The organism is Trinickia dabaoshanensis, assembly GCF_002879885.1.
Classification (GTDB): Bacteria; Pseudomonadota; Gammaproteobacteria; order Burkholderiales; family Burkholderiaceae; genus Trinickia; species Trinickia dabaoshanensis.
Genome location: NZ_PNYA01000002.1, coordinates 28616 through 48471 on the forward strand (window position 1 = coordinate 28616; position 19856 = coordinate 48471).

The 19856-nt window shown below is 61.8% G+C and carries 20 protein-coding genes and 1 pseudogene; 12 read left to right on the forward strand and 9 right to left on the reverse strand.

From position 1 onward, the window contains the following. Positions 1–13: 13 nt before the first annotated feature. The 4 genes from C0Z18_RS02125 to C0Z18_RS02140 are packed head-to-tail and all read right to left on the reverse strand — an operon-like array spanning position 14 to position 2865. Entirely contained in the window at positions 14–595 is a 582-nt protein-coding gene (locus tag C0Z18_RS02125; protein WP_102643731.1) for a hypothetical protein, read from the reverse strand. A gap of 33 nt (positions 596–628) precedes the next feature. Beyond that, on the reverse strand, positions 629–982 hold the full coding sequence (locus C0Z18_RS02130) for a hypothetical protein (RefSeq protein ID WP_102643732.1): 354 nt from the start codon (positions 980–982) through the stop codon (positions 629–631). Continuing rightward, a complete protein-coding gene (locus C0Z18_RS02135) occupies positions 979–1722 on the reverse strand; it encodes a hypothetical protein (protein WP_102643733.1) in 744 nt (247 codons plus the stop codon). The genes C0Z18_RS02130 and C0Z18_RS02135 overlap by 4 nt, the downstream gene beginning before the upstream one ends. An 18-nt stretch (positions 1723–1740) precedes the next feature. After that, positions 1741–2865, reverse strand: a complete 1125-nt coding sequence (locus tag C0Z18_RS02140; protein WP_158244188.1) for a hypothetical protein — start codon at positions 2863–2865, stop codon at positions 1741–1743. A gap of 129 nt (positions 2866–2994) precedes the next feature. Here C0Z18_RS02140 and C0Z18_RS02145 point away from each other — a divergent pair, with 129 nt between their 5' ends. Further along, positions 2995–3390 (forward strand): helix-turn-helix domain-containing protein, encoded by a 396-nt coding sequence (locus C0Z18_RS02145; RefSeq protein WP_233216846.1) that lies wholly within the window; start codon positions 2995–2997, stop codon positions 3388–3390. Here the strand turns inward: C0Z18_RS02145 and C0Z18_RS33865 are convergent. Then, positions 3299–3811, reverse strand: a complete 513-nt coding sequence (locus tag C0Z18_RS33865) for a helix-turn-helix domain-containing protein (protein WP_408646958.1) — start codon at positions 3809–3811, stop codon at positions 3299–3301. The genes C0Z18_RS02145 and C0Z18_RS33865 overlap by 92 nt on opposite strands. On the opposite strand from C0Z18_RS33865, the gene C0Z18_RS33365 reads away from it, so the two are divergent. Then, the gene (locus C0Z18_RS33365) at positions 3731–4081 is read left to right on the forward strand and encodes a hypothetical protein (protein WP_233216848.1); all 351 of its coding nucleotides are present in this window, start codon (positions 3731–3733) and stop codon (positions 4079–4081) included. The genes C0Z18_RS33865 and C0Z18_RS33365 overlap by 81 nt on opposite strands. On the opposite strand, the pseudogene C0Z18_RS33870 reads toward C0Z18_RS33365, so the two are convergent. The 3 genes and pseudogenes from C0Z18_RS33870 to C0Z18_RS02160 all read right to left on the reverse strand — a co-directional run. After that, a pseudogene (locus C0Z18_RS33870) lies at positions 4082–4198 on the reverse strand (helix-turn-helix domain-containing protein); the annotation flags it as partial. It lies immediately after the preceding gene. A 75-nt stretch (positions 4199–4273) separates the two neighbouring features. Further along, positions 4274–4636 carry a hypothetical protein gene (locus C0Z18_RS02155; RefSeq protein ID WP_102643737.1) on the reverse strand — a complete coding sequence of 121 codons (363 nt, stop codon included), beginning with the start codon at positions 4634–4636 and terminating at the stop codon, positions 4274–4276. Continuing rightward, positions 4633–5187, reverse strand: coding sequence for a hypothetical protein (locus tag C0Z18_RS02160; protein ID WP_102643738.1), 555 nt, complete (start codon positions 5185–5187; stop codon positions 4633–4635). The genes C0Z18_RS02155 and C0Z18_RS02160 overlap by 4 nt, the downstream gene beginning before the upstream one ends. A gap of 1046 nt (positions 5188–6233) precedes the next feature. On the opposite strand from C0Z18_RS02160, the gene C0Z18_RS02165 reads away from it, so the two are divergent. From C0Z18_RS02165 to C0Z18_RS02215, 10 genes are all read left to right on the forward strand, one after another. Further along, positions 6234–6458: a hypothetical protein gene (locus tag C0Z18_RS02165; protein ID WP_102643739.1), complete on the forward strand. Its 225-nt coding sequence runs from the start codon at positions 6234–6236 to the stop codon at positions 6456–6458. 175 nt (positions 6459–6633) lie between these two features. Next, complete coding sequence (locus C0Z18_RS02170) at positions 6634–8106, forward strand: DNA primase family protein (RefSeq protein ID WP_158244189.1); 1473 nt, start codon at positions 6634–6636, stop codon at positions 8104–8106. A 33-nt stretch (positions 8107–8139) separates the two neighbouring features. Then, positions 8140–8496 (forward strand): hypothetical protein, encoded by a 357-nt coding sequence (locus C0Z18_RS02175; protein WP_102643741.1) that lies wholly within the window; start codon positions 8140–8142, stop codon positions 8494–8496. Between the two features lie 966 nt (positions 8497–9462). Next, positions 9463–12087, forward strand: coding sequence for a DotA/TraY family protein (locus C0Z18_RS02185; RefSeq protein WP_102643742.1), 2625 nt, complete (start codon positions 9463–9465; stop codon positions 12085–12087). A 298-nt stretch (positions 12088–12385) separates the two neighbouring features. Further along, entirely contained in the window at positions 12386–13078 is a 693-nt protein-coding gene (locus C0Z18_RS02190) for a response regulator (protein WP_146013918.1), read from the forward strand. Continuing rightward, entirely contained in the window at positions 13065–14162 is a 1098-nt protein-coding gene (locus C0Z18_RS02195; protein ID WP_146013919.1) for a sensor histidine kinase, read from the forward strand. The genes C0Z18_RS02190 and C0Z18_RS02195 overlap by 14 nt, the downstream gene beginning before the upstream one ends. A 774-nt stretch (positions 14163–14936) precedes the next feature. Then, on the forward strand, positions 14937–15512 hold the full coding sequence (locus C0Z18_RS02200; protein ID WP_102643745.1) for a hypothetical protein: 576 nt from the start codon (positions 14937–14939) through the stop codon (positions 15510–15512). A 9-nt stretch (positions 15513–15521) separates the two neighbouring features. Then, positions 15522–16088 (forward strand): hypothetical protein, encoded by a 567-nt coding sequence (locus C0Z18_RS02205; RefSeq protein WP_102643746.1) that lies wholly within the window; start codon positions 15522–15524, stop codon positions 16086–16088. 11 nt (positions 16089–16099) lie between these two features. Continuing rightward, positions 16100–17350 (forward strand): hypothetical protein, encoded by a 1251-nt coding sequence (locus tag C0Z18_RS02210; RefSeq protein ID WP_102643747.1) that lies wholly within the window; start codon positions 16100–16102, stop codon positions 17348–17350. Between the two features lie 218 nt (positions 17351–17568). Further along, positions 17569–17994, forward strand: a complete 426-nt coding sequence (locus C0Z18_RS02215) for a hypothetical protein (protein ID WP_102643748.1) — start codon at positions 17569–17571, stop codon at positions 17992–17994. Between the two features lie 26 nt (positions 17995–18020). Here the strand turns inward: C0Z18_RS02215 and C0Z18_RS02220 are convergent, their stop codons facing one another. Beyond that, the gene (locus C0Z18_RS02220) at positions 18021–19550 is read right to left on the reverse strand and encodes a tyrosine-type recombinase/integrase (protein ID WP_102643749.1); all 1530 of its coding nucleotides are present in this window, start codon (positions 19548–19550) and stop codon (positions 18021–18023) included. Between the last annotated feature and the right edge of the window lie 306 nt (positions 19551–19856).

A 19856-nucleotide genomic window follows, 5' to 3' on the forward strand; every position in this document is an offset into this window, starting at 1 on the left:
ACCAACGGGCATGTCACTGCACACGCCACCCGTTGTTCGTTTTCTGCATCATCGCCTCGTCGTTGACCAGGGCGGTCATGCCGGGCAGCTCGGGGAAGTTGTCCCGATCGACCCAGCTCGGCAAATCGTCGTAACGCCACGTGAATTTGACATCGGTCATGCCCTCCGTGTCCTTGTTCGGCACGGTGAACTCGTTGACGTCCTGCACCTCGCGTGTGCCGACGCAAAAGCCTTTCTTCGGATCCCACGCCTTCGCATCCTTGCCCTTGTCCGTCAGCGTGATCGTCAGCGCCATGACGGTCACGCCGTCGCCTTCCTGCACCGGCGCGCTCATCACGGTCGCGACGCCGGAGCGGTTCACGCCGTCGAGAATGCCGCGTTGCGTTTTGTCCATGCCCGCGATCGGGATGCGGATCGGCCACTGAACCGCTTGGCTGTTTTCAACGTTCCAGCACGCTTGCTGCGGCTTTTCTTTGAAGTACGCGGCAAGGCCGTCTTTCAAATCGCCTTTCGACGGTCCACCGCTGCACCCGGTCAGCGCTGCGGCCATGGCGATCAACGCACCATATGCGAGGGTTTGCTTTTTGCTGTTCATGACGACTGCCTCTATGGCCTTGTTTTTTGGCTTTTAACGGAATCCCTGCATGTCCATCGCTGCGCCAAGCCGGTTGTACCATTGCTCAGCGCCACCGCCGGTGTGAAACGACACGCGGTGCTGCGGCCGGTCAAGGTCGGTCGTGTTGATCTGCACGTACGGCTTGCGGATGTTGTTCGATGTCGATACCTCGACGGTTCGGACTTGGTCGAAGCGGATGATCTGCGGCGCACTAAACCAGCCGGTTTTGATCAGCAGTTGACGGCTGTTCGGATCCAGCTCGAGCCGGAAGCGGCCGAATCCGCAGGAATGACGGTGCGTTGGGTTGAACGACATGATGTTCTCGTTGTTGAAGTTGATGTTGTCTTGACGGGCAGCGTCGATCACGATTGCATTCCACCCTGTTCGAACTTCCAGATCCAGATGCGGTAGTCGTAGAACGCGCTGCTCACGACGCTCATGAGAGTGCTATCACCCAGCGGCACGTAGCCGGAGACGTATGCGATCCGCGCGTTGATCGCATCGAGCCGAGTCTGGAGCGGATTGCCTTGAAACATCGGGCCGGTCGACACCAGCTGAACGCTCAACGGGCGAAGCGGCGGGAGCGGGCCGCGGGTGCGCTGCTCGCCGGTGTTCGCCACGTTCAGCGGTGCGCGCGTCCCGTCGATCTTGTCGATGATGCCTTGCGTGTTGAGCGTGCCCGCTTGGCCGATCGCATCTTTCACGACGATCGGCACGTCGCAGATCTGGAACGTCTCGTCGTGCGAATGCCTGGCGTTCGACCAGATCGTCGCGCGGATCTTCCAGCACGGCAGATTTGCGCCGTAGGTCAAGTAATCCAGGGCGACGCGCGGGTATGGAATCTGGCCATAGTTCGCCCGCTGCTGGTTCTGCCCCGTGAAAAGCCCCGACAACGAATTGCCCCCGCTGATCGGCGTGTAGACCGGACCGCTTGCGCTGGCGTTCGCGCTGCCGGCCGATCCACCGCTCAGGCTCCCAAGCGCCTGGTTAAACGCGGCGTTGGCTTTGTCGACCGCGGCGTTCAGTCCGTTTGAAACATCGGCGCAAGCGGATAGGCACAGCAGGGCGGAAGCAGCGCCCAAACGCCGCAGTGCATGACGGTTCATAGCGAAAGTCCTTTCCGGTCACGGCAGATAGGCGTCGAGCCGTGCATGCAGGGTTGCTTCAAGGCTGTTGGCTCCGTCGGCGACGTGAAGCAACAAGGGCGTGTTGTCCGCGTTCTTGAAGGTGGCGTTGAACGTGGTGTGGAACGCCGCCGTGACGCGCTGGTCGACCGCTCCGCCGGAGTGGTAACACGTGTTGTACGTGCCGGCCGGCATGCCGTCCGTGAGGTATGAAGGCTCACCGATGCCCGACGGGATCGGCGCCTGGCACGCCGCGATAGCATTGGCCTTCACGGTCGATAGGAAGGCCGGGATGTTCTTCGCGCCGAAGTTCAGGCCACCGTTGCCGCCAAGGATGTATTGCGTCGTCGCTTGATAAGCGGGATAAACGTTCATGTCCGACACGCCGGCTGCGGTGATCAAGTCCTGGCTGTCGACGTAGCCGAGAATCGTGGCTTTCGAGGGGAGCGGCGCGCCGACCGCGGCCGTGGCCAAGCCTTCCGCGAACCAGCGTTCGAGCGCGCCCTGGGCGACGGGCCCGAGCAGCGCTTCATGCGCGACGTGCATGAGTTCGTGCGTGTAGAGCGTGCCGTAGCTCGCCAGGCTGGTTGCTCCGGGATACCTCGAATCGAAATTGGGCGAGTCGGCGCTCATCACCTGAAAAACATCGCGCGCGCCCTGCCCGCTCACCCCGGTCCCCGTTTCGCCGATGCTCGCGCCCAGCGAGCTATCGACGCACACATTGATCCGCGTGCCGTCGTAGCCGACCGTGCCGGTGCTCAAACCCAGGAACGCTTTGTCCGCGGCGATGCCCTGCTCCGCCAGGTCGGCCGCAAGCGCTTGCGCTTTGTCGCTGACGCCGGTCGTCGCGTAGACAACCGTGTTCGGCGTGACATAGACCGTCGTGCTCGTTTCGCCAGCGACGGCGCAGTTGGCTTGGAGGTACGTGTTGCCGGCCGAGAACGGCGTGCCGTAGTTCTGGACCTTATCCGCGGCGATCGACGCCGGGACCGTATACGCGGCGAGCAGCGCTTGGCCGTTCGACTGGCTCGACGACGTTGTCGATGTACCGCCCGACGATCCTCCGCCCCCACCGCCGCAGGCGGCAAGCGAAGCAGAGAGGGCTGCCGCTGCCAGCGTCTTCATATTTCCCATATAAATCCCCGATGTTGTGGGCCGAACCCCAAAAGATGCAAAATCCGTCATGAAACTCCTCCAACCTGCATTTTTCATCATTCTAATGACTAAAGCAACGCCTGACACTTCACGTCATCAATGATGCTTTTTGCAGGTGTGACCGTGGGTAAGGGTGCGAAGCAGCGAAACGGACGAGCGTTGATCGACGGGATTGGTCAACGCCTGGCCGATCGTCGTCGGGCGCTGGGATTGACGCAGGCCGTGCTGGCCGAAAAAATTGGCGTTGCCGAGGAGACCATGTCGCGCATGGAAAGCGGCAAGGTCGCGATTTCGCTCGAGCGGCTGGCGAAGTTTTGTGACCTACTGGATTACCCGATCGAGGAACTACTGCTACAGGTATCGGAAAACCCAGAGGATGAAGCGCGAGCGCTGATCCGGTCGCTCAAAGATCTGCCCCAACCCGAGCGCGCTTTGGTTGTAAACAACGCGCTAAACTTGGCGTCGCTGCTTCGGAAAGGCCAGCACCGACGCTGACCGATTCGCCGCACACCGCATTCGGCCGCCCTCGCTTCGGCGCTCCGTTCCTCGCTTTGAATCTCTCCAGCTCCGCCCGCGCGAATCGCCGTCGCCCGCGCTCGTTCAACGTGAATGGCAACTTTCCGGCGTTCGCCAGTCGCCAGACGGAGATCGGGCTCGCGTAGCCCAGGAATCGGGCTGCATCGCTCGCGCCCAGCTCCGGCGCCTCAAGCCGTACTTGCCGAACCGCTTCTTGCCGCTTCTTTCGCTCGCTCCTGACCCTGTCGAGGTTTCGCGTTGATCGGGCCAGCCATCGGAATGCGTCAACGTCTGCCTGGCGGAACCGTCGACGCCCGCGGTGATCCCGCTCGCACGGCAAACGCCCATCATCGACCCACCGCTCGACCGTCGCCCGGGTCACTCGAAATCGCTGGACCACGTCGCTGATGCGGAGCCAGGCTGCGTGCGGGTGCGCGGCGGCGTAGGCTTCGACCGCGTGGCGCGTGAAGACGAGGCGCGCCCCGATTTTTCGAAACGGAACGCCAGCGCTCCTCAACAGCAGGCTGGCCGCACCGGGCCATCGGTGCCCGACGATTTGCGCCGCCTGCGTGGTCGTCAGTTCGTCGGCGCCGATGGTGGTCTCGGCCGCCCGCCTTGCCGCGAACGCGTCGAGGTCTGCCTCGTTGAACGTTCTGCTGCAAAAGCCTAGGGGTTGCTCAACGTGGCACGGCAGGTCGCCGCGCACCGCCCATTGGCGAGCGGTTGGATAGGAAACGCCCAGCCGACGTGCGGCCTGGGCCATCGTGAGTGAGTAGGTCTTTTCCATCGCGCTCTCCGATTCCGTGTTCGTACGGACAAGCCCGCCGTCAGGCGGGCACGGAGAGCCGGTGCGGCGCGTTGGCTATGCGGCCTCGGCCCAGGTCGCGTCGTGCGCAACGGCGGCCATCTCAGCGACGTGCAAACACCGGCGCTCGAGGTCGTAGGCTAAGCGCTCGCCGTCGTCGCCGTGGGCGTCGATGAGCGCTTGCCGGGCACCAGCTAAGCCGGCTTCGTCGTAGCCTGGTCGGTCATGCGCAGGCACAACCGCCCCGTCGAAGCAGCGGACATACGAGACGCCGAAGTCGGCGCCGTCGATGGTCAGCAGCAGGTTCAAGTAGTACGTGCGGTCGAACGGGTCGAGTCCCATCGCTCGTTCGTCGATGAAGTGCAAGCGCACGTTGTTGAGAATGTCGGTGCGGGTTTCGCGAGTCAGGGTAGCGGTCATGGTCGGTCCTCGGTGGAGTGTGCGGCCCGGTCGCGTGCCTGGCCTATGGATTCAATCTCTCGTACCTTCCGCGGCTTGGCAATATCGAAACCAGCACTCCGAATAAAAAACTTTTTGCCAATAACACGAGAGGCGACCTCGCGTAGCTCTCGTCCTTCCTGCTGACGACGGTAGGACGCTATGCGATCCCACATGCGTTCGTCCGAATCGAACACCCAGACGTGGCCGCACTCGCTGTCCGGTAGTGCGATCAGTGTGGTGTTTTCCCATTCAGCACGATCACCTTCCGTCGCAGGGTAATGCTTTTCAAAATCGCGAAGGAAGGCCGCTTTGTTGTGAAAGCCGTTTTCCAGGTATCGATAAATCCCGTCGACCCCGCCCTGGCCGTCCTGGTTGGCGGCGCAGGCGACGACTTCAATCACGCGCGGATCCGTGTCCGGGAAATACGTCCGCATCGCGTCGAGGAAATCGCGGTCGTTGTACACAATGTCGCCGTCGAATCGATTGCGGATGTCGTCGAGCGGAATAGGAACTGCGGTCGTGGTCGTCATGGTTTGGCTCGGAAGCGCGGGGTCCTTGATGAGGCGGATGTTTCTCCATCCGATGACCCAGCTTCCCGTACCTTCGGACCTTTAGCAATATTCTGACTGTCATTTTTTTAAGCGCTAACACTGGTCGTTGTTGCGAGCTGCGGGTGCCGCATGAGCGGTATGCGTCCACGCCGCGGAACCCCTACCGGATCTGGGCGCAAGCGCCCGGTCGGCTGCCTCCGGCCTAGTTGCGGTGCGAGCGGATCGGCCGGCCGCAGGGCGCATGCACCACAGCACAAAACGCGGCGATCCGCGCATGCCTCCGCTCACCGGCGCATCGCGTCAGCGACGAACCCGCCGCGTTCTCCCTGCAACACGTCGCCGATGCAATGCCGGATCGGGGCCCGGCTTCAGCCACCGGCGAGGTTCCGGGTGAGTGTGCTTTTCCGCCAGGACGGGTTTTGAAGTTGCCTTCGAGGCCGGCCAAACGCACCGAGTGACGCGCCCGCAAAGCGACCGTAAGCCCGCGATGGCAAGGGTAGCGGCAAGGGTGGCAAGGGTGACGGCAAGCCTGCCGGCGATTTACCCTTGCCACGGAAACCCACGCCCAGCAATGCTTTCCGGCCGATGCCTTCATCTGGCAAGGGTGGCAAGGGTAGGTGGAGGTTTTTCTCGTGCATGCGCGCGTGCGCGCGCGTACATAAACTTGAATTCACCCTTGCCACCCTTGCCAATTGAGAAAAACACCCCACAAACCCATGCCCATCAAGGCTTCGAGGTGGCAAGGGTAGAGGCGTTTTACCCTTGCCGCTACCCTTGCCACCCTTGCCACCTCCGCGATCGGCATCGGGCTGGCAACGCCCGGGCATCTTGCATCAACGCCTTTTCCATCAAGGCTTTCGGCCTCATCAACAAATCTGTCTACGGAAGTTGACTCTGGCGAACGGTACGGTAACGTACCCCTACGGCACCTCGAAGCGATGCCGTGAACGTTCCCACCCGGGCCGCGAACGCGGCCAGCCCGAATCCCGGCAAATCGCCGGGATTTTTGTTTGAGGAAATCCGCCATGACCGTTTGTCAAACCATCACGGACCGTTCGCCGTTGCGCCGCAAGCGGGAAAAGTCCGCGGTCGTGAGCTTCCGCATGGCCGAGCGCATGCGCGCCGAGTTCGAAGCTGCGGTGTTCGCGCGTGAGGTCCAGCCCGCCGAAGCGCTGCGCGGGCTCGTGGCCGAGTGGCTGGCCAACCCGCGCCCGGTCACCGCGTTCATGGCCCCGGCACCGCTCGAGTAAGAAAGCCGCGCAGGTTATGCGCGGCTTGATCAATCGCTTCACGTTCCAGGCAAAGCGATTCCGGCTTCCTCATCACCGGGTACACCAACACCATTCATAAAGCATCCCGGCCTCTTGTCAACTTTGCTCACGCACGAGGTCTGCTGTGTCCTTCCAACCCATGAACGTCGGCACGATGCCGACCAACGTGACGCCGTTGCCGACGGCGAAATCGCGGAATGCCCGCCCCCGGCGCTCCAAACCGGCCCCCGGCGCCGGGTCGCTGTCGCAAGCGATGGACGCCGACGCCTCGGTCGAGATGCAGTTTGCCGCGTCGCTCGAAGACGACCCGGATCTCATCACTGGCGGCGAAAACGACGAAACGCTGTACCGCTGGACCGGCGTGTATTGGGAAGAGGTGTCCGAGCGCAAGCTCGTCGGGCGCGCGATGGAGTTTCTCCGCGATCACGAGCAGAAAGCGTTCAGCAAGCGCGAAGCGCGCTCGATGGTCGAGAGCGCGATGGCGTACCTGGTGATGTTCAAAGCGTTGCCAGAACCGGCTCAGGGCGACGCGAAGGTCACGTTCGTGCAACTGCGAAACGGCGTGCTTGAGCTGCGCAACGACGGGCAGCTCTTGGCCCATCGGCCGGCCAAACGTTTCGGCACGACGTTCTGCGTGCAGGCCGATCTCGACTGGAATCGGGTCGACCAGGATGGCGCGTATCACCTTCGGCCGGTCGATCCCGCGAGCAAGTTCGGCGGGTTCCTGCATCGCATCGCCCCGCGCCGTGATCTCCAGGACTACATCGCCGAAGCGCTCGGCTCAACGCTCACGACGCACAACTGGCAGAAGGCGATCTGGTTGCACGGCAGCGGCGGTAACGGCAAAGGCACGCTCTCGAACATCATCGCCGCGTTCCACGCCAAGGTGGCCGCCTTCGACCTGGAAAACCTCGACAAAGACTTCCTGACCGGCGACCTGGTGAACGCGACGCTCGTGCGCGTGGACGAATCGGAGACCGTCAACGCGAAGAAGTTCAAGTCCTGGGTCGGGCGCGACCCGCAGCAGATCAACCGCAAGAACAAAGACCCGATCCAGATCCGGCCCAAGGCGACGTTCCTACTCTCGATGAACGAGACGTTGCGCGCGCACGATCATTCGGTCGGGTTCCGTCGTCGCATCTGCGCGATCCCGATGACGGCGACCTTTCACAACACGTCCGGCACCGACACCGATTGGCACGAGCAGGTGACGGAAAATCCGGCGGAGATGGTGGTGGTGCTCGACTGGCTGTTGGCCGGCGCGGTGTCGCTGATGAAACGCCGCCGCTTCATGTCGTCGGACGAAGCGCCACCGGAAGTCCGCGCGCTCGAAATGCAGATCCAGGACGACACGGACCCGCTGGCGCGCTGGGTGCATGAGCACGACGTTCGCGTCGACACGAGCCTCCTGACCGGCAAGACCGCGGCGTATCAGGCGTTTCGCGAGCAATGCCAGGCATGGGGCTTCAGCCCGAACAAGATCGTGCAGGACCGGATGTTCTGGATCCGGCTGCGCGCCCTGCTGCCCGGCGTGAAGGACGAAACGCACATCCGGCACGAAGGCGGGCGCGTTCTCGCCGTCCCGCTGCACGTCGACGGCGTCCCGTCGCTGCGCAGCGGGCGCTAACGCCCTTCCCCATCCACTCACGAGGAGCCCACCATGGCCACCATCACCGAACGCCACGTGTCCGACTTCGACCTGATTCTCAGTTGGGCCCACAACCAGCGGGTGCGCGTCGATCCGACCGTGTGGACCGGCAAAGGGTCGATCTACGCCCATTACTGCGACCAGTGCCGCGCGTTTCGCGCCGGGCCCGAACCCGAGTCCGCGTTCTGGCCTCGCTTGCACGACGTCTTGCAGCACGATTCGAACCGCGGCCTCCTGATGCTGGACCATCAAGGCGCGGGGGCGATTCACCTGGGCGTGGACGGCGTGAGGCCGCTGCGACACCTCACGGCGTACGACGATCCGTACGCGCCGCTGTCGATCGCGGTCGTCCCCAGCGGACGATGGTGAGCGAACGAGCCCTTCACGCGGACAGGTGATGATCGCCTCTACGGGGGCAGGAACGATCGCAGGGCCGCATGTGAACGAACGAATGGGTTTGCAGCACATCCCGTCGCATTGGTTACAGATCCTCCGCGCCATATAAGCGACCGCCTTCGAGCTCCGCGAGATAGCACTCGAGGTTATCAGCGATCTTTTCAAGAACCTTGGGCAGATACGGGACCAAGTCGGCAAACCGAATGTCGTCACCATGGGGGCCGCCATGATAGTAACGACAATGAGCCAAAAGCGCTTCGCATTCCTCTTGCGGCAACTGATGCAGAGGGTCTCGATCGTTTTAGTCGTGAAGGTTTGAGAGATGAATGAATGCGCAACCAAATCTATAGACCGACCGAGTCCAACCTTGCAGGCTCTGCGCGAGATCAATCATTTCTCTATCGGTTACAGACGCACGGGAACCGGGTTGGGACCATTTCTCTCCGCCGACCGATGCATCAATCAGTCTTGTTCTGCGCTCGATACCTTGCGTGAGTAAGTAGATCACCCGAACCATCGAATCAAGCTCCTGGCGAAGCACCGCAATCATTTGGCCAGCAAGGCCCTCGCGTGCCAGGACTCGCATGGCGCGTTGGTGCTCTTTCGAGCGATTGCGAACTTGCCGCAAGAAGATTGGCAAACTTTCCATCGCGATCCTATCGTAGAGATGAGCGGGAGCGGAGGCCTCCTCGGTACGACACCAGCGTACATCTCGCCCCCGGACAGCGGCTCAAGAGTAATACACAGTCCCGCTCTCGAGCGCTTGGCGCATTCCCTATCGTTTCGCCGGTCGTCAAACGTGGCCGACGACGGCCAAGCATGCTCCACTTGCTAGACCGCCCATCGGCCATTCCCGCCATCCCATTGCTCACCGCCCTCGCTCCGCTAGCTTGAGAAAAGCCGATCTCCATCGGCGTCCTCACGCTCGGAGCCTCGGCTATGATCACGCTTCCCCACTTCTCGTTCTTCCGTGCTCGCACGTCGTCGCTGATCGGGCTGCTCGGCCTAGTATCCCTGATGCTGCTTTTCGCCGCAGCGCCTGCGCACGCGGCCGACTTGTTCGCTCCCGTGCCGGGCGACATGTCGATGAAGCTTTTCGTGAAGCCGCTGTTCGGCCCAGTTGTTGATGGAAGCTCAAGCCCGTTGAGCGGGATCCTCGGCGCGTTCAACGCCGGCGTTCTGTTCCTCGGCGGCATCTTCGCCGGCTACACGATCATCGCCGGCACCATGTCCACGGCACACGACGGCGCGCTGCTCGGCAAGAAGTGGAGCACGATGTGGATCCCTGTCCGCACGAGCGTTGGTACGGCCGCGATCCTTCCCACGATGAAGGGCTTCTGCGCAGCCCAGGCGATCGTCGTGTGGCTCGCAATCCAGGGGATCGGTCTCGCCGACATGGTGTGGTCGCAGTTCGCCTCAAACCCGCTGGGCTCCGACGGCCAGGTCTACACCGGCGTCGACATGACGTCGAACGTGCGCAAGCTCGCGACGAGCCTGCTGCTGGCCAACGTCTGCGCCGAATCCGCCAACCAGGCGATCGAGAAGGACCGCGCTTCGGGCGGCATGGGCGCTCGGATGTTCGGGTCGATGACCTTCGGCCCGACGCCGTTCTCGAACACGTCGTCATCGGGCCAGGTGCAAACCGGTTACACGTACGGCGAGACCAGCGACCGGCTCGGGCTGCAAGCCGCGTGCGGCTCCGTCACGTTGACCTTGTCGGCCCCGCCGTCGAAAAGCGGCATCGAGCCAACGGGCCAAACCCAGGAACAGCTCGTCAACGTGCAGAACGTTACGGCGACCGTCGAGAAAGCGCACCAGACGGCCCTGCCCGCCCTGCAAGCAGCGATGGACGCCCTGGCGAAGCAGATCGTCGATCCGAACAGCAAGGTTTCAGCGCAGCAAGCCGCGGCGGCCATCGACGTCGGCGTGAACGCCTACGCCCAGGCCATCGCCAAGATCGGCAAGGCCGCCGCAGCGCAGCAGGTTGACGCCGATTACATCAACGCGATGCGCGCCGACGGCTGGGCCTACGCGGGCCTGTATTACGTGAAGATCGTCAAAGCCCAGTCCGACATCGCTGCGGCGATCAGCGCAATCCCAGCTTCCCAGGGCATGTCGAGCGCGAGCCGCGCAGCGCTGTCGCTCTTCGTCGACGACATCGACGTCAATCTGAACAAGGCCAACGACATCCTGGCGGACGCCGCCCGGCGCGACGCCACGGGCCTGGCGCAGAACAACGCGGACGGCGGCAGCGGGGCCGACCGCATCATCGCGTGGTTTGCGACCGGCAAATCGGTCGTGGACTCAACGCTCAGCGGTGGCGGGCAGGTGAACGCGAACCCGCTGCTCGCCGCGGTCGAGCTCGGCCACTCGATGATGTGGTGGGGCGAAGGCGCGTTCACCGCAGCGTCGTCGGTGTCGGTGCTCGGCGTCATCCCGCGCGTCAGCAACGTCATGCAACTGGTTTACACGCTCATCTCCGGCCCGTTCGCCCTAATGTTCTCCGTGCTGGTCGGCGGAGGTGCCATGCTCGCGGTGTATCTCCCGATGATCCCGACGCTGATGTGGTACACCGCGGTGTTTTCCTGGGTGGTGACGCTGGCTGAAGCGGTGATCGCCGCGCCGATCTGGATGTGCATGCACTTGCATCCCAGTGGCGAAGAAACGGGGAAAGCGGCCTCTGGCTATTCGCTCATCCTTTCGCTGACCGTGCGCCCCGCCTTGATGGTTTTGGGCCTTTGCATGGCGATCGAAATCCTGCCCCTGGCCGGCGGGTTCGTCATGGGCACGTTCGCCATCGCGTTTCACATGAGCGTGACGTCGGGCCACTTCGCCGGCCTGTTCATCACCCTGGCCGGCTGCGTCATGTTCGTGACGACGATGGTCCTGATCATCCGCAAAACCTTCTCGCTCATCCACGTCATCCCGGACCAGATCTTGACGTGGATCGGCAACGGCGCCGGCCAGCTCGGCTCGACGATCAGGGAAATGGACGGGACCGCGCACAACAAAATGGTGGCTGCGTTTGCGCACACGACCAAGATCGCCGGTGCCGCTGGCGGCGGGTTGGGCAACGCACTCGGACGGGATCCGAACGGCAAGGGCAAAGGTGGCGGATCGACGCCGGACCGTGATGCGGGCATCGCCGTTGGGCCGCGGGAGCCCGAGGTCGAAGGTCCGGCTGGCAAAAAAGACGAGGCGAAGGGCAAGCCGGGCCAGGATGCCGCGGGCGATGAAGGCAGCCTTAGTTCGGCACGGCGGGCGGCGAAGGCGGCGGACGGAGGCGCGGCGGACGGAGGCGCGGCGGGCGCTCGTGGCGGCGCGGCTCCGGCCGCGCGTGAAGCGGACGCTCGGGACGGGAAGCCGCAGGACAGTGGAGGTCCGACGGCAGCGCCCGAACCGCAGCCACCGGAGGAGAAGCCGACTACGCAGGAACGCGTCGCGCAAATGATGGAACGCCCCGCCACTGAGCGTAGGACCACGCTCGCGGAAGACCTGGCGGCATTTCAAGCATCACTGGAAAGCCAGGCGGAGAGGGGTGGGAAGGAAAACAGGCGCACTTGACCCATGGCACAAGACAATCAACTGCGGCGACTCGATGTTAAGGTCATGCGAAGCCAGCTTCAGGTGCCTGCCATTCTTTCCGTCGATCCAAGCATGAGAGCAGCCAAAAATTGTGGGAAATAGGCATTCTCAGAAACCCTCACGTGGTGCTAATATTCCGATCATCATAGGAGCAACGTTAGCCATCAAGAGAGAGCTGATACTTATTTTTACAATGCTAACTAAGATCATTAACTTTTTCTCGGCCGCGGGGTGGCTAGCTAACGCTTTTAGCATTGGCATACCATCGACGATGTTTTTGGGGGTAGTTTTTGGTTGGATTAAGTTTTTTCGAAAAAAATCCAACCTCGACTCGCTCTTACCAAAGGGATTTGCCACCACCTGGTCCATCGATAAGGTCGGCAGCTTAGCTCAAATCGCTATTGTCGACGATCAGATCAGCGATTTTCCCGCAACCGAATTGCGACGAGGAGGCTTCCAGATCAAGACATTCAAACAAGTAAAACTGTCAGATATCGATAAACTATCGAGCTTTGATATCGTTTTTCTTGATATGAAGGGCGTAGTTAAAGATGACCCAGAGTACGGAGGGCTAAAGCTAATTGAGAAGTTGCGCAGCTCGAATCCCTACCAGAAGATTTGCGCGGTATCCGGTCAAACCTTCGATCCGACCGCAACGCGTTTCTTCAAGCTAGCAGACGACTACAAAAAGAAACCCCTGACGGCGCACGAGTGCAAAGAGGTGATCGAACAGTTTGCCGGTGAGATTTTCGATCCTGAAAAAGTGCTGGAGCATGGTCGATTGGCTTTCGATCGACTGAGGCGGAAAACGAGGATTAATGTAGTCGAAGCTGTGCGCAAGTTCACCGTCTCGGGAAATGGACGTGACGTTGGCGCCTTGCGGAGTTCGTTGCTTGAAGAGGGGGTCAACGAACATGACTGCAGTGCGATGTTGAAGCTTGCGAGGATGATTGCACGTGAAACTGATTAGTTTATTGGGCTCAGGGGCGGTTCATCTACCTTGGCCCACGATAATGGATGGGGGCTCTGTCAGTGGTAGTCGACTTGACGAGTCGGATATCTGCCGGCGGAAGTGCGGCGAGGCTCGGCAATGCGTCGGGGACGATGTGCCAGGTGAGCATGTGTGCGAGCACGGACTGACTTACTTCGTGTGCAACGTTGCGGATGAACGTATCACAGTTTATGGCGTTCGCGGCCCAAACAACAAGACGAAATTCAATCAATATCTCAAAGACGGGTTGAAAGGGCGTTCAGTTTCTCAAATAGATCTGGACTTCTGGTTGAACTCACTGCGACGACTTCGCGCTCAGATTGAAGAAGATTTCTTGCAGCGGCAGGCAGAGCTATTGGATCCGTTGCATGACCCCATAAGACTGGTAAAGCAAATTGGAACAATTGCAGAACGCCTTGTCAGACAACATTCTGGTGGAGCAGGCGGACTCGACCAACTGCTCGAACACGTTTCTCCCGAATTAAAGTCCCTGATCAAATCATCTGACCTCCTGACAGATTCATTTGAGTTACTCTCGATATATTTCAACCCAGACGCAGCGACCTACGGGAAAAAGCATCCGGTTAGCGTGCACGGCTTACTCAAAAAGCTCGTCTCAATTTTTAGAATTGAAAATAACGATGGCAGCGGAAGCGTCAGAATTTATCTAGAGGGCGAGTGCTATAGAAATGCTTTTGTGTATGACAGCTTCAAGCTTGTTCCATTTGCGCTACTGTCAAACGCCGTTAAATACAATGTGAAAGGTTCGATCGACGTTTCTATCTTGGACCATGGGCACGGCGTTGAGGTGTCGGTCTGCACAGTGGGGCCACTGATTGAGCCTATCGAGATAGAGGCGATTTTCGAAAAGAGAAGCCGCGGAAAATGGGCAAAGGAGTTGAAGGACGGTCGTGGTGTTGGCCTGTATCTGGCAGCGATTATCGCCAAGGCGCACGACTTCCGCATAGATGTTAGCAGCAAATCGACCGGGGAAAAAAAGGGAAAAATCCCACTTGCGACCAATAAATTTTCGTTTGTTTTGCCATATCAAAACCTGGCGTGAGCGGCTTAGGCTTTGGCGCAATTGCATAACCGTTAACTCGCCCTCCGCGGGCCCCAGAGGCAATTGACGGGCCGGCTTGCTCGGCCTAGGGTTGCCGTTAGAGCGACGGGCGCTTCGTCGGTGAATGTCAGAGACTAGCGCCACGGGGTCGTTGGTCACGTCCGACGGCCTGCAAGTGCGTCCCGAAACCTCGCGGCGCCATCTAGCGGCTGAAGATCTAATCCCCTGAACCGGCGGCACTCCCGCGCAAACGGGATGGCATCAGCGGCGGTTGTGGTAACGCTTCCAATGCTTTCGTCGGCCCGCGCAAACGATTTCCAATCCACCGCATTGGCCAGTTCGTGGGTCCGTCGAGACCCACGCAGGTCCAAAGCGGAGCGCCGTTCGAGTCACGGCCAACGAAACGCGCCGGTTGCAACCCATCTTCCCACTCGCTGCATCCGGTGGGCGCCGGCTCCGGCACAACCCAGTAGTACCTGCCGACAACAAGTTTATTCCGTGCAACCATAGCTCCCCCGAGTCGTTGATAAGAACCACCGCCGAAAGCATAGGCGTGAAGCGACGCTGCAAAGCCTGGAATCCAGCACACGCAGGCCTTTTTCGCGATCACTCCCCACTATCTGAGTCCTCGGCCAACCTTTGACGATTAGGGACGACCGAGACCCTCACGGTAGACCGCTCATCGCCCCTCTCCTCTCTCGCATTGCCCGCGCCTTTTCCCCGCCGTAACGTCAATTGAGCCCTCCTTCCTGGGCACCATTGACGGAGTACGGCATGGGACTGAAAACCTGGGGCATCAAAGCCGCGAAGGCACTGCGCAGCGATGCCGGCGCCCTCCTCGGCGAGCGGCAGCACCGCGAAACCATCGAGAGCCTGCGCGGCGCCGCCCGGCAGATCTTCACGCCGGCGCCGCGCGCACAGTGGTCGAAGCTCTCCGATCCTCCGAACCGCGCGGCGTTCGCGGCGAAGTACCACGCCGTCGGCTTGAGCGAGGCCGACCTGTCGGCACGGCACGCATCGTTCGCCCGTTCCGCCTGGGTGTGTGCGGTCGCCTTCATCTTTCTCGTCACCCTGCTCGCCTGCGCCGTCGTTCAGCGCGGCGCCGCGTCCCTTCCGCTCATCCTCAGCGGCCTCTTCACCGCGTCGATCGCCGGCGCGCTGTGGTTCCGCTACGCGCTGTGGTCGTTTCAGTTGCGGCACCGGTATCTGGACGGCGTGGCGATCTTCTTGCGCTCGCCGAGCGAATGGATCCCTCCCGCCTCGATGCCGGTGGTGTCGGTGATCGACGAGGCCGGCCGGTCGATGGTCGTCGTTGACGAGACCGGTCGCCGCGATCCGGGCCAGCACTGAGGGGGCGACATGATGAAACCGTCTCTCGCCCTCGTTCTTGCGGTATCGGCCCTGGCCAGCGCTCCGGCGTTCGCCGCCCGCGCGTGCAATCCGCAAGTCGAAGCCAACATCAAGGCGGAGCAGTCTGCGGCGATCGCCAAGGACGCGTCGGACGCTGCCGCGCCTCTGCACGACTTGCAGCAATCGCCGGTCACCTCGGCCAGCGGCGGGGCGTTTGGCTGCGTGTCGTCGATCTGGCCGACCATCAACACCGGGTTTCACTTGCCGACCATGGACCAGATCATCAACGGTGTGATGACAACGGCCATCCAGAAAGCATGTACCGCTGCGAGGAATGAGATCGCCGGCGCGACGAGCGGCATCAACGCGACGGCGCAACAGGTCACGGGCCAGATCAACACCGCGACCGCAGGCGTGACAAACAGCATTCCCGGCATGCCGTCGATGGGCGGCTCGGTCGGCGTTACGACGGGCGCTGGCGGCGTCACGGTGAACGGTGCCCCGTCCGGTGCCGTGAGCGGCCAGGCATCGGCGCCCGTCACGTCCGGGTGGAACACCATCCGCTCGCTGTTCTGATTGGAGGTCGCATGAAATCACGGTTCTCGTTGCGCGCAACTTTCGCTGCCCTGCTTGCCGCCGGTGCGGTAAGCGCTGCTTCGCCCGCCTACGCGACCGACGTCGTGTGGGATCCGGGCGTCAACACCACGCTCGTCACGGGCTTCACGTCGACCAACTCCGGCCTGAGCGGAATCATCGGCGAGCTGCAATCGATCCTGAGCTACTTGATGGGCTCGACCACCGGCGGCAACGGCCTGGTCGAAACCATCGCGTCGATGAACGACAAGTTGGCCCATGCGAACGCGACGGCCGATCAAAACTGGGCGATGAACGACACGACCGATCGGCGTCGGCGCGCGGAAACGATCGTCGCCCAGCGCCGGATCGCTCGGGCGGACGACGTGGGCGGCTGCGAAGAAACGACGGCCGCCGCCGGGCGCGGCGCCGGTTCGGCCGCGACCCTGGCGTCGAAGCTGTCGATCGACGCGGACATCGAGGCGAAGATGACGGAGAACCAGAACGGCTTCACCGAAAAGGCCGAAGTGCTGAACCGGGCGAACTACTGCTCGGCCCAGGACGTGACGAACAAACGGCCCGGCTGCTCGGCGGTTGGGCCATTGCCGGGCGCGGACATCGAGCTCGGGACACTGACGACGCCGCCGACGAAAGACGCGTCGACGCCGACCAACGTAACGCTCGCCTCGGGCACGCAACAGGACGCGGCCAAGGCCGTGATCCGCAACGTGGTGTCGCCCATCCCGCCGCAAGATCCGCCGCCGTCGGCCGCAGCGACGCCGCTGGCTGCGGAGTATTTCGCCGAGGCCAACGTGTTCCGCGCGCGCCTCTCCGCTGCTGCGGACGCGTTGAGCAACATCGCTTCGATCCGATTTGCGAACCAAGCCCTGGCTCAGCAGACGGTCAACGGCGAGACGGTCGGGCAGACCTGGAACGATCCCGCGACGAAGGCGAAGTTCGCCCAGCTCTTCCCGGGTCAGCCGTTTCCGGCCGTGCCATCCGAATGGGAGCTCCTGCGGTACGACGTGTACAGCCGATGGGCGGACGCAACCGGGCCCGACAGTTGGCAGAGCCGCGTGGCCACGATGACGCAAGAAGAGACCGGACGCGAAACGATCCGGCTCTTGGCGGAGATGTCGCGCATTCAGATGCTTCAGGTCGAGCGGCAGGACGACACGAACAAGATCCTGGCGGCGTTGCTGTCGAGCGACCTGGATCCGCAGACGCGGCAGCAGCTCGAAGAACTGCGAAAGACGATCCACTGATCAATCGGCACCCCGTCGCACCGCCCGGCCTGGGTCGGGCGATTTGCTTCATGCGCCCGCTCACATTGGCTCAATGGATTATTGGCACCGATGTGTCATGGCACAAATGGGCCGAGCCTCCACTCGGTAGACCTCTCGTCCGGCATGCCCATCCGGGCGTTGCCGCGCATGGCGTTCTCCGCAATGGTGAATACGACGACTCCACCGAGGAAACCGCCATGACCTCCAAACCGCTCCTAGCTGCGATGCTCGCCAGCCTCGCGTTGCTCACCGCCCCCGCACACGCTCAACGGTTCACGGAACACTACCGGTACCAAACCGCGACGGCGAGCGGCTGCACAGCGCTCTTCCTGCACCGACAAACGTACGACGGCGGTATCGCCGGCAACGCCATCTCTGGCTACGGCTGGTGGATGAAGCTTCAAGACACGTGCGGCGGATACAACGACACGGCAAACTTCGCGGCGATGGGTTACTGCACGACCGGAATTGTCTACGATTCGGCGCGGTGCTCCGTGAGCGGGGTCGTGGTGCGCACCTGGCGCGTACATGCCAACTGCGGGCGCGAACTGCTCGCACAAATGGACGGCGCGGCGTACACCGGCCAGGCAAGCTCAACGTGCGTGGGCGTCCCGACCTCTTGAAGAGGGAGCCACGGCGACGCGGAGCATCAAGATTGAGGAGTTAGCAACGCGCGCAAAAGCTGCTCACGCAGCGCCGGATCTTTAAGAATATTTTGGATTTGCTCGGCCCCGATCGATGCAGCCGGCCCCGCTGGTGCTGGCTCGGCTACTTCCGGCTCCTCGATCAACCCGGCCAGCCGCATCAACCGGCGTTCGCGCGCTTCGTACAACGGGCGCAAGAGTTCGACTTTTTCCTGGATGTAATGCCGGAGCGTCACGTCGTCACGTGCCTGGGCGTGGTTCATCGCCACCTTGACCATCGCGACGTCGCCGGCCGTGTCCCGCGCGAGTTCCGTACCGAACGTCCGCCGGAGGTCGTGCAGCCCCACGCGCAATCCGCTCGCTGCGTTGCATCGGTCAAGCAGGCTTCGCACGTCGACAATGTGCTTGCCCCGTTGCCGAGACGGAAACACCCAGTGCTCAGGCTCTCGCGCTGTCGCGACCACCGAGCCGCGCGGCAACAAGTTCTTTTCGCGCCGCTGCCGCAGCAGCTCCGCGATGAACGGCGTCAACGGGAACACATGCTCGATCTTATTTTTCGTCAAGGTGCCGCGGAACGTCACACTCTTCTCTTCGAAATCCACGCAGTCCCACGTCAGCTTTTGGGTCTCCGTTCGGCGGCCGCCCCACAGCAGGACGCAAAGCAGGTAGTCGGCGGCAACATTGACGGTCAGGGCAGGGTCCGCGTGAAGCGTCCCGAGAGTTTTTAGCCACTTCTCACCGGACGTCTTCGTCGTCGGCAATACGGTGGTGCGAGCCCGAGCCTGGGGCAATGGGTTCCGCCTGCGGTAGATCGAAAACGGTGTAGCGCGCTTGTCGAGCAGCCCATTGACATCGCTGAGCGCCGCATGGTTATACGCTGCGCACAACGTGCGGTATATCTTGTTACCGCTGCTGATATCACGGAGGTAAGGGGATAGCTGTGCTTTCACCGGATCATCCCGGTCGAACTCCGGGTTGGGCGCGTACCAGTACGCCAGGCTGCGACCCACGATCTCGGGCGTCACTTTATCGAACGGGGTGCACCACAACTCCGTGTCGGCCATCCACCTTTGAACCTGCACCCAATCCTTGTACGTTTTCGGCGCGACCTGGCTCTTGCGTTCGTCCATATAGGCTTCGAAAACCAAGCCGAACGTCCGCTTCTGGCGAGCCTTGGCCGCGTCCGTTCGCTCCTTCTGCTCAGTGATCTCGAGCAGCGGGTCCACGCCGCTGCGCATCAGGCCGAGCCAGATGCCGGCCCTCTTACGAGCTTCAGTAACGGTGTGAAGCTCCTTGCGGTAGATCCCCAACGCTCGCTTCACCGATGTGCTGCCGCCCATCTTCCGCTGCACGAAGAACGATATGGCGTTCTTCGAGACCCGCACGCCGAACCCTTTCATCTCACTGTCGCGGACGAGGTAGTCGACGCCTCTATGGTTCGGTTCAGTGACGAGCTTTCCTCGGGCATCAAGGCCGGTCGGAACGGCGTCGAACTGGAGCTGGTCCAGGACATCCTGGGTGATTTTTATTTGCATGTCGAGCGCACTGAAACGAGCCGATTGAGTGCTCGGATTCTAGCATCGCGTGGCTCCGCCATGGCTCCCATGGCTCCGGAAATCACCCGCCATGGCTCCCCGCTTATTCGGCCTTATTTTCCCTTTCGAGAACGAGATCAACGGTAGAATAAGGCTTTCAGGCCGATCGACGTGTGATCGCCGGGCCACCAAAACCGGAAAATATTGCAAAACCACGAACTTTTAATCCGTTGGTCACTGGTTCGAATCCAGTACGGCCTACCAAGAAAGTAAGGGGTTGCGTGTGAGCGCAACCCCTTTTTCTTT

Coding starts and splice junctions, on each gene's coding strand:
- C0Z18_RS02125 (WP_102643731.1), bottom strand. CDS start 595: ATGAACAGCAAAAAGCAAACCCTCGCATATGGTGCGTTGATCGCCATG.
- C0Z18_RS02135 (WP_102643733.1), bottom strand. CDS start 1,722: ATGAACCGTCATGCACTGCGGCGTTTGGGCGCTGCTTCCGCCCTGCTG.
- C0Z18_RS02140 (WP_158244188.1), bottom strand. CDS start 2,865: ATGAAGACGCTGGCAGCGGCAGCCCTCTCTGCTTCGCTTGCCGCCTGC.
- C0Z18_RS02145 (WP_233216846.1), top strand. CDS start 2,995: ATGATGCTTTTTGCAGGTGTGACCGTGGGTAAGGGTGCGAAGCAGCGA.
- C0Z18_RS02155 (WP_102643737.1), bottom strand. CDS start 4,636: ATGACCGCTACCCTGACTCGCGAAACCCGCACCGACATTCTCAACAAC.
- C0Z18_RS02160 (WP_102643738.1), bottom strand. CDS start 5,187: ATGACGACCACGACCGCAGTTCCTATTCCGCTCGACGACATCCGCAAT.
- C0Z18_RS02165 (WP_102643739.1), top strand. CDS start 6,234: ATGACCGTTTGTCAAACCATCACGGACCGTTCGCCGTTGCGCCGCAAG.
- C0Z18_RS02170 (WP_158244189.1), top strand. CDS start 6,634: ATGCCGACCAACGTGACGCCGTTGCCGACGGCGAAATCGCGGAATGCC.
- C0Z18_RS02175 (WP_102643741.1), top strand. CDS start 8,140: ATGGCCACCATCACCGAACGCCACGTGTCCGACTTCGACCTGATTCTC.
- C0Z18_RS02185 (WP_102643742.1), top strand. CDS start 9,463: ATGATCACGCTTCCCCACTTCTCGTTCTTCCGTGCTCGCACGTCGTCG.
- C0Z18_RS02200 (WP_102643745.1), top strand. CDS start 14,937: ATGGGACTGAAAACCTGGGGCATCAAAGCCGCGAAGGCACTGCGCAGC.
- C0Z18_RS02205 (WP_102643746.1), top strand. CDS start 15,522: ATGATGAAACCGTCTCTCGCCCTCGTTCTTGCGGTATCGGCCCTGGCC.
- C0Z18_RS02210 (WP_102643747.1), top strand. CDS start 16,100: ATGAAATCACGGTTCTCGTTGCGCGCAACTTTCGCTGCCCTGCTTGCC.
- C0Z18_RS02215 (WP_102643748.1), top strand. CDS start 17,569: ATGACCTCCAAACCGCTCCTAGCTGCGATGCTCGCCAGCCTCGCGTTG.
- C0Z18_RS02220 (WP_102643749.1), bottom strand. CDS start 19,550: ATGCAAATAAAAATCACCCAGGATGTCCTGGACCAGCTCCAGTTCGAC.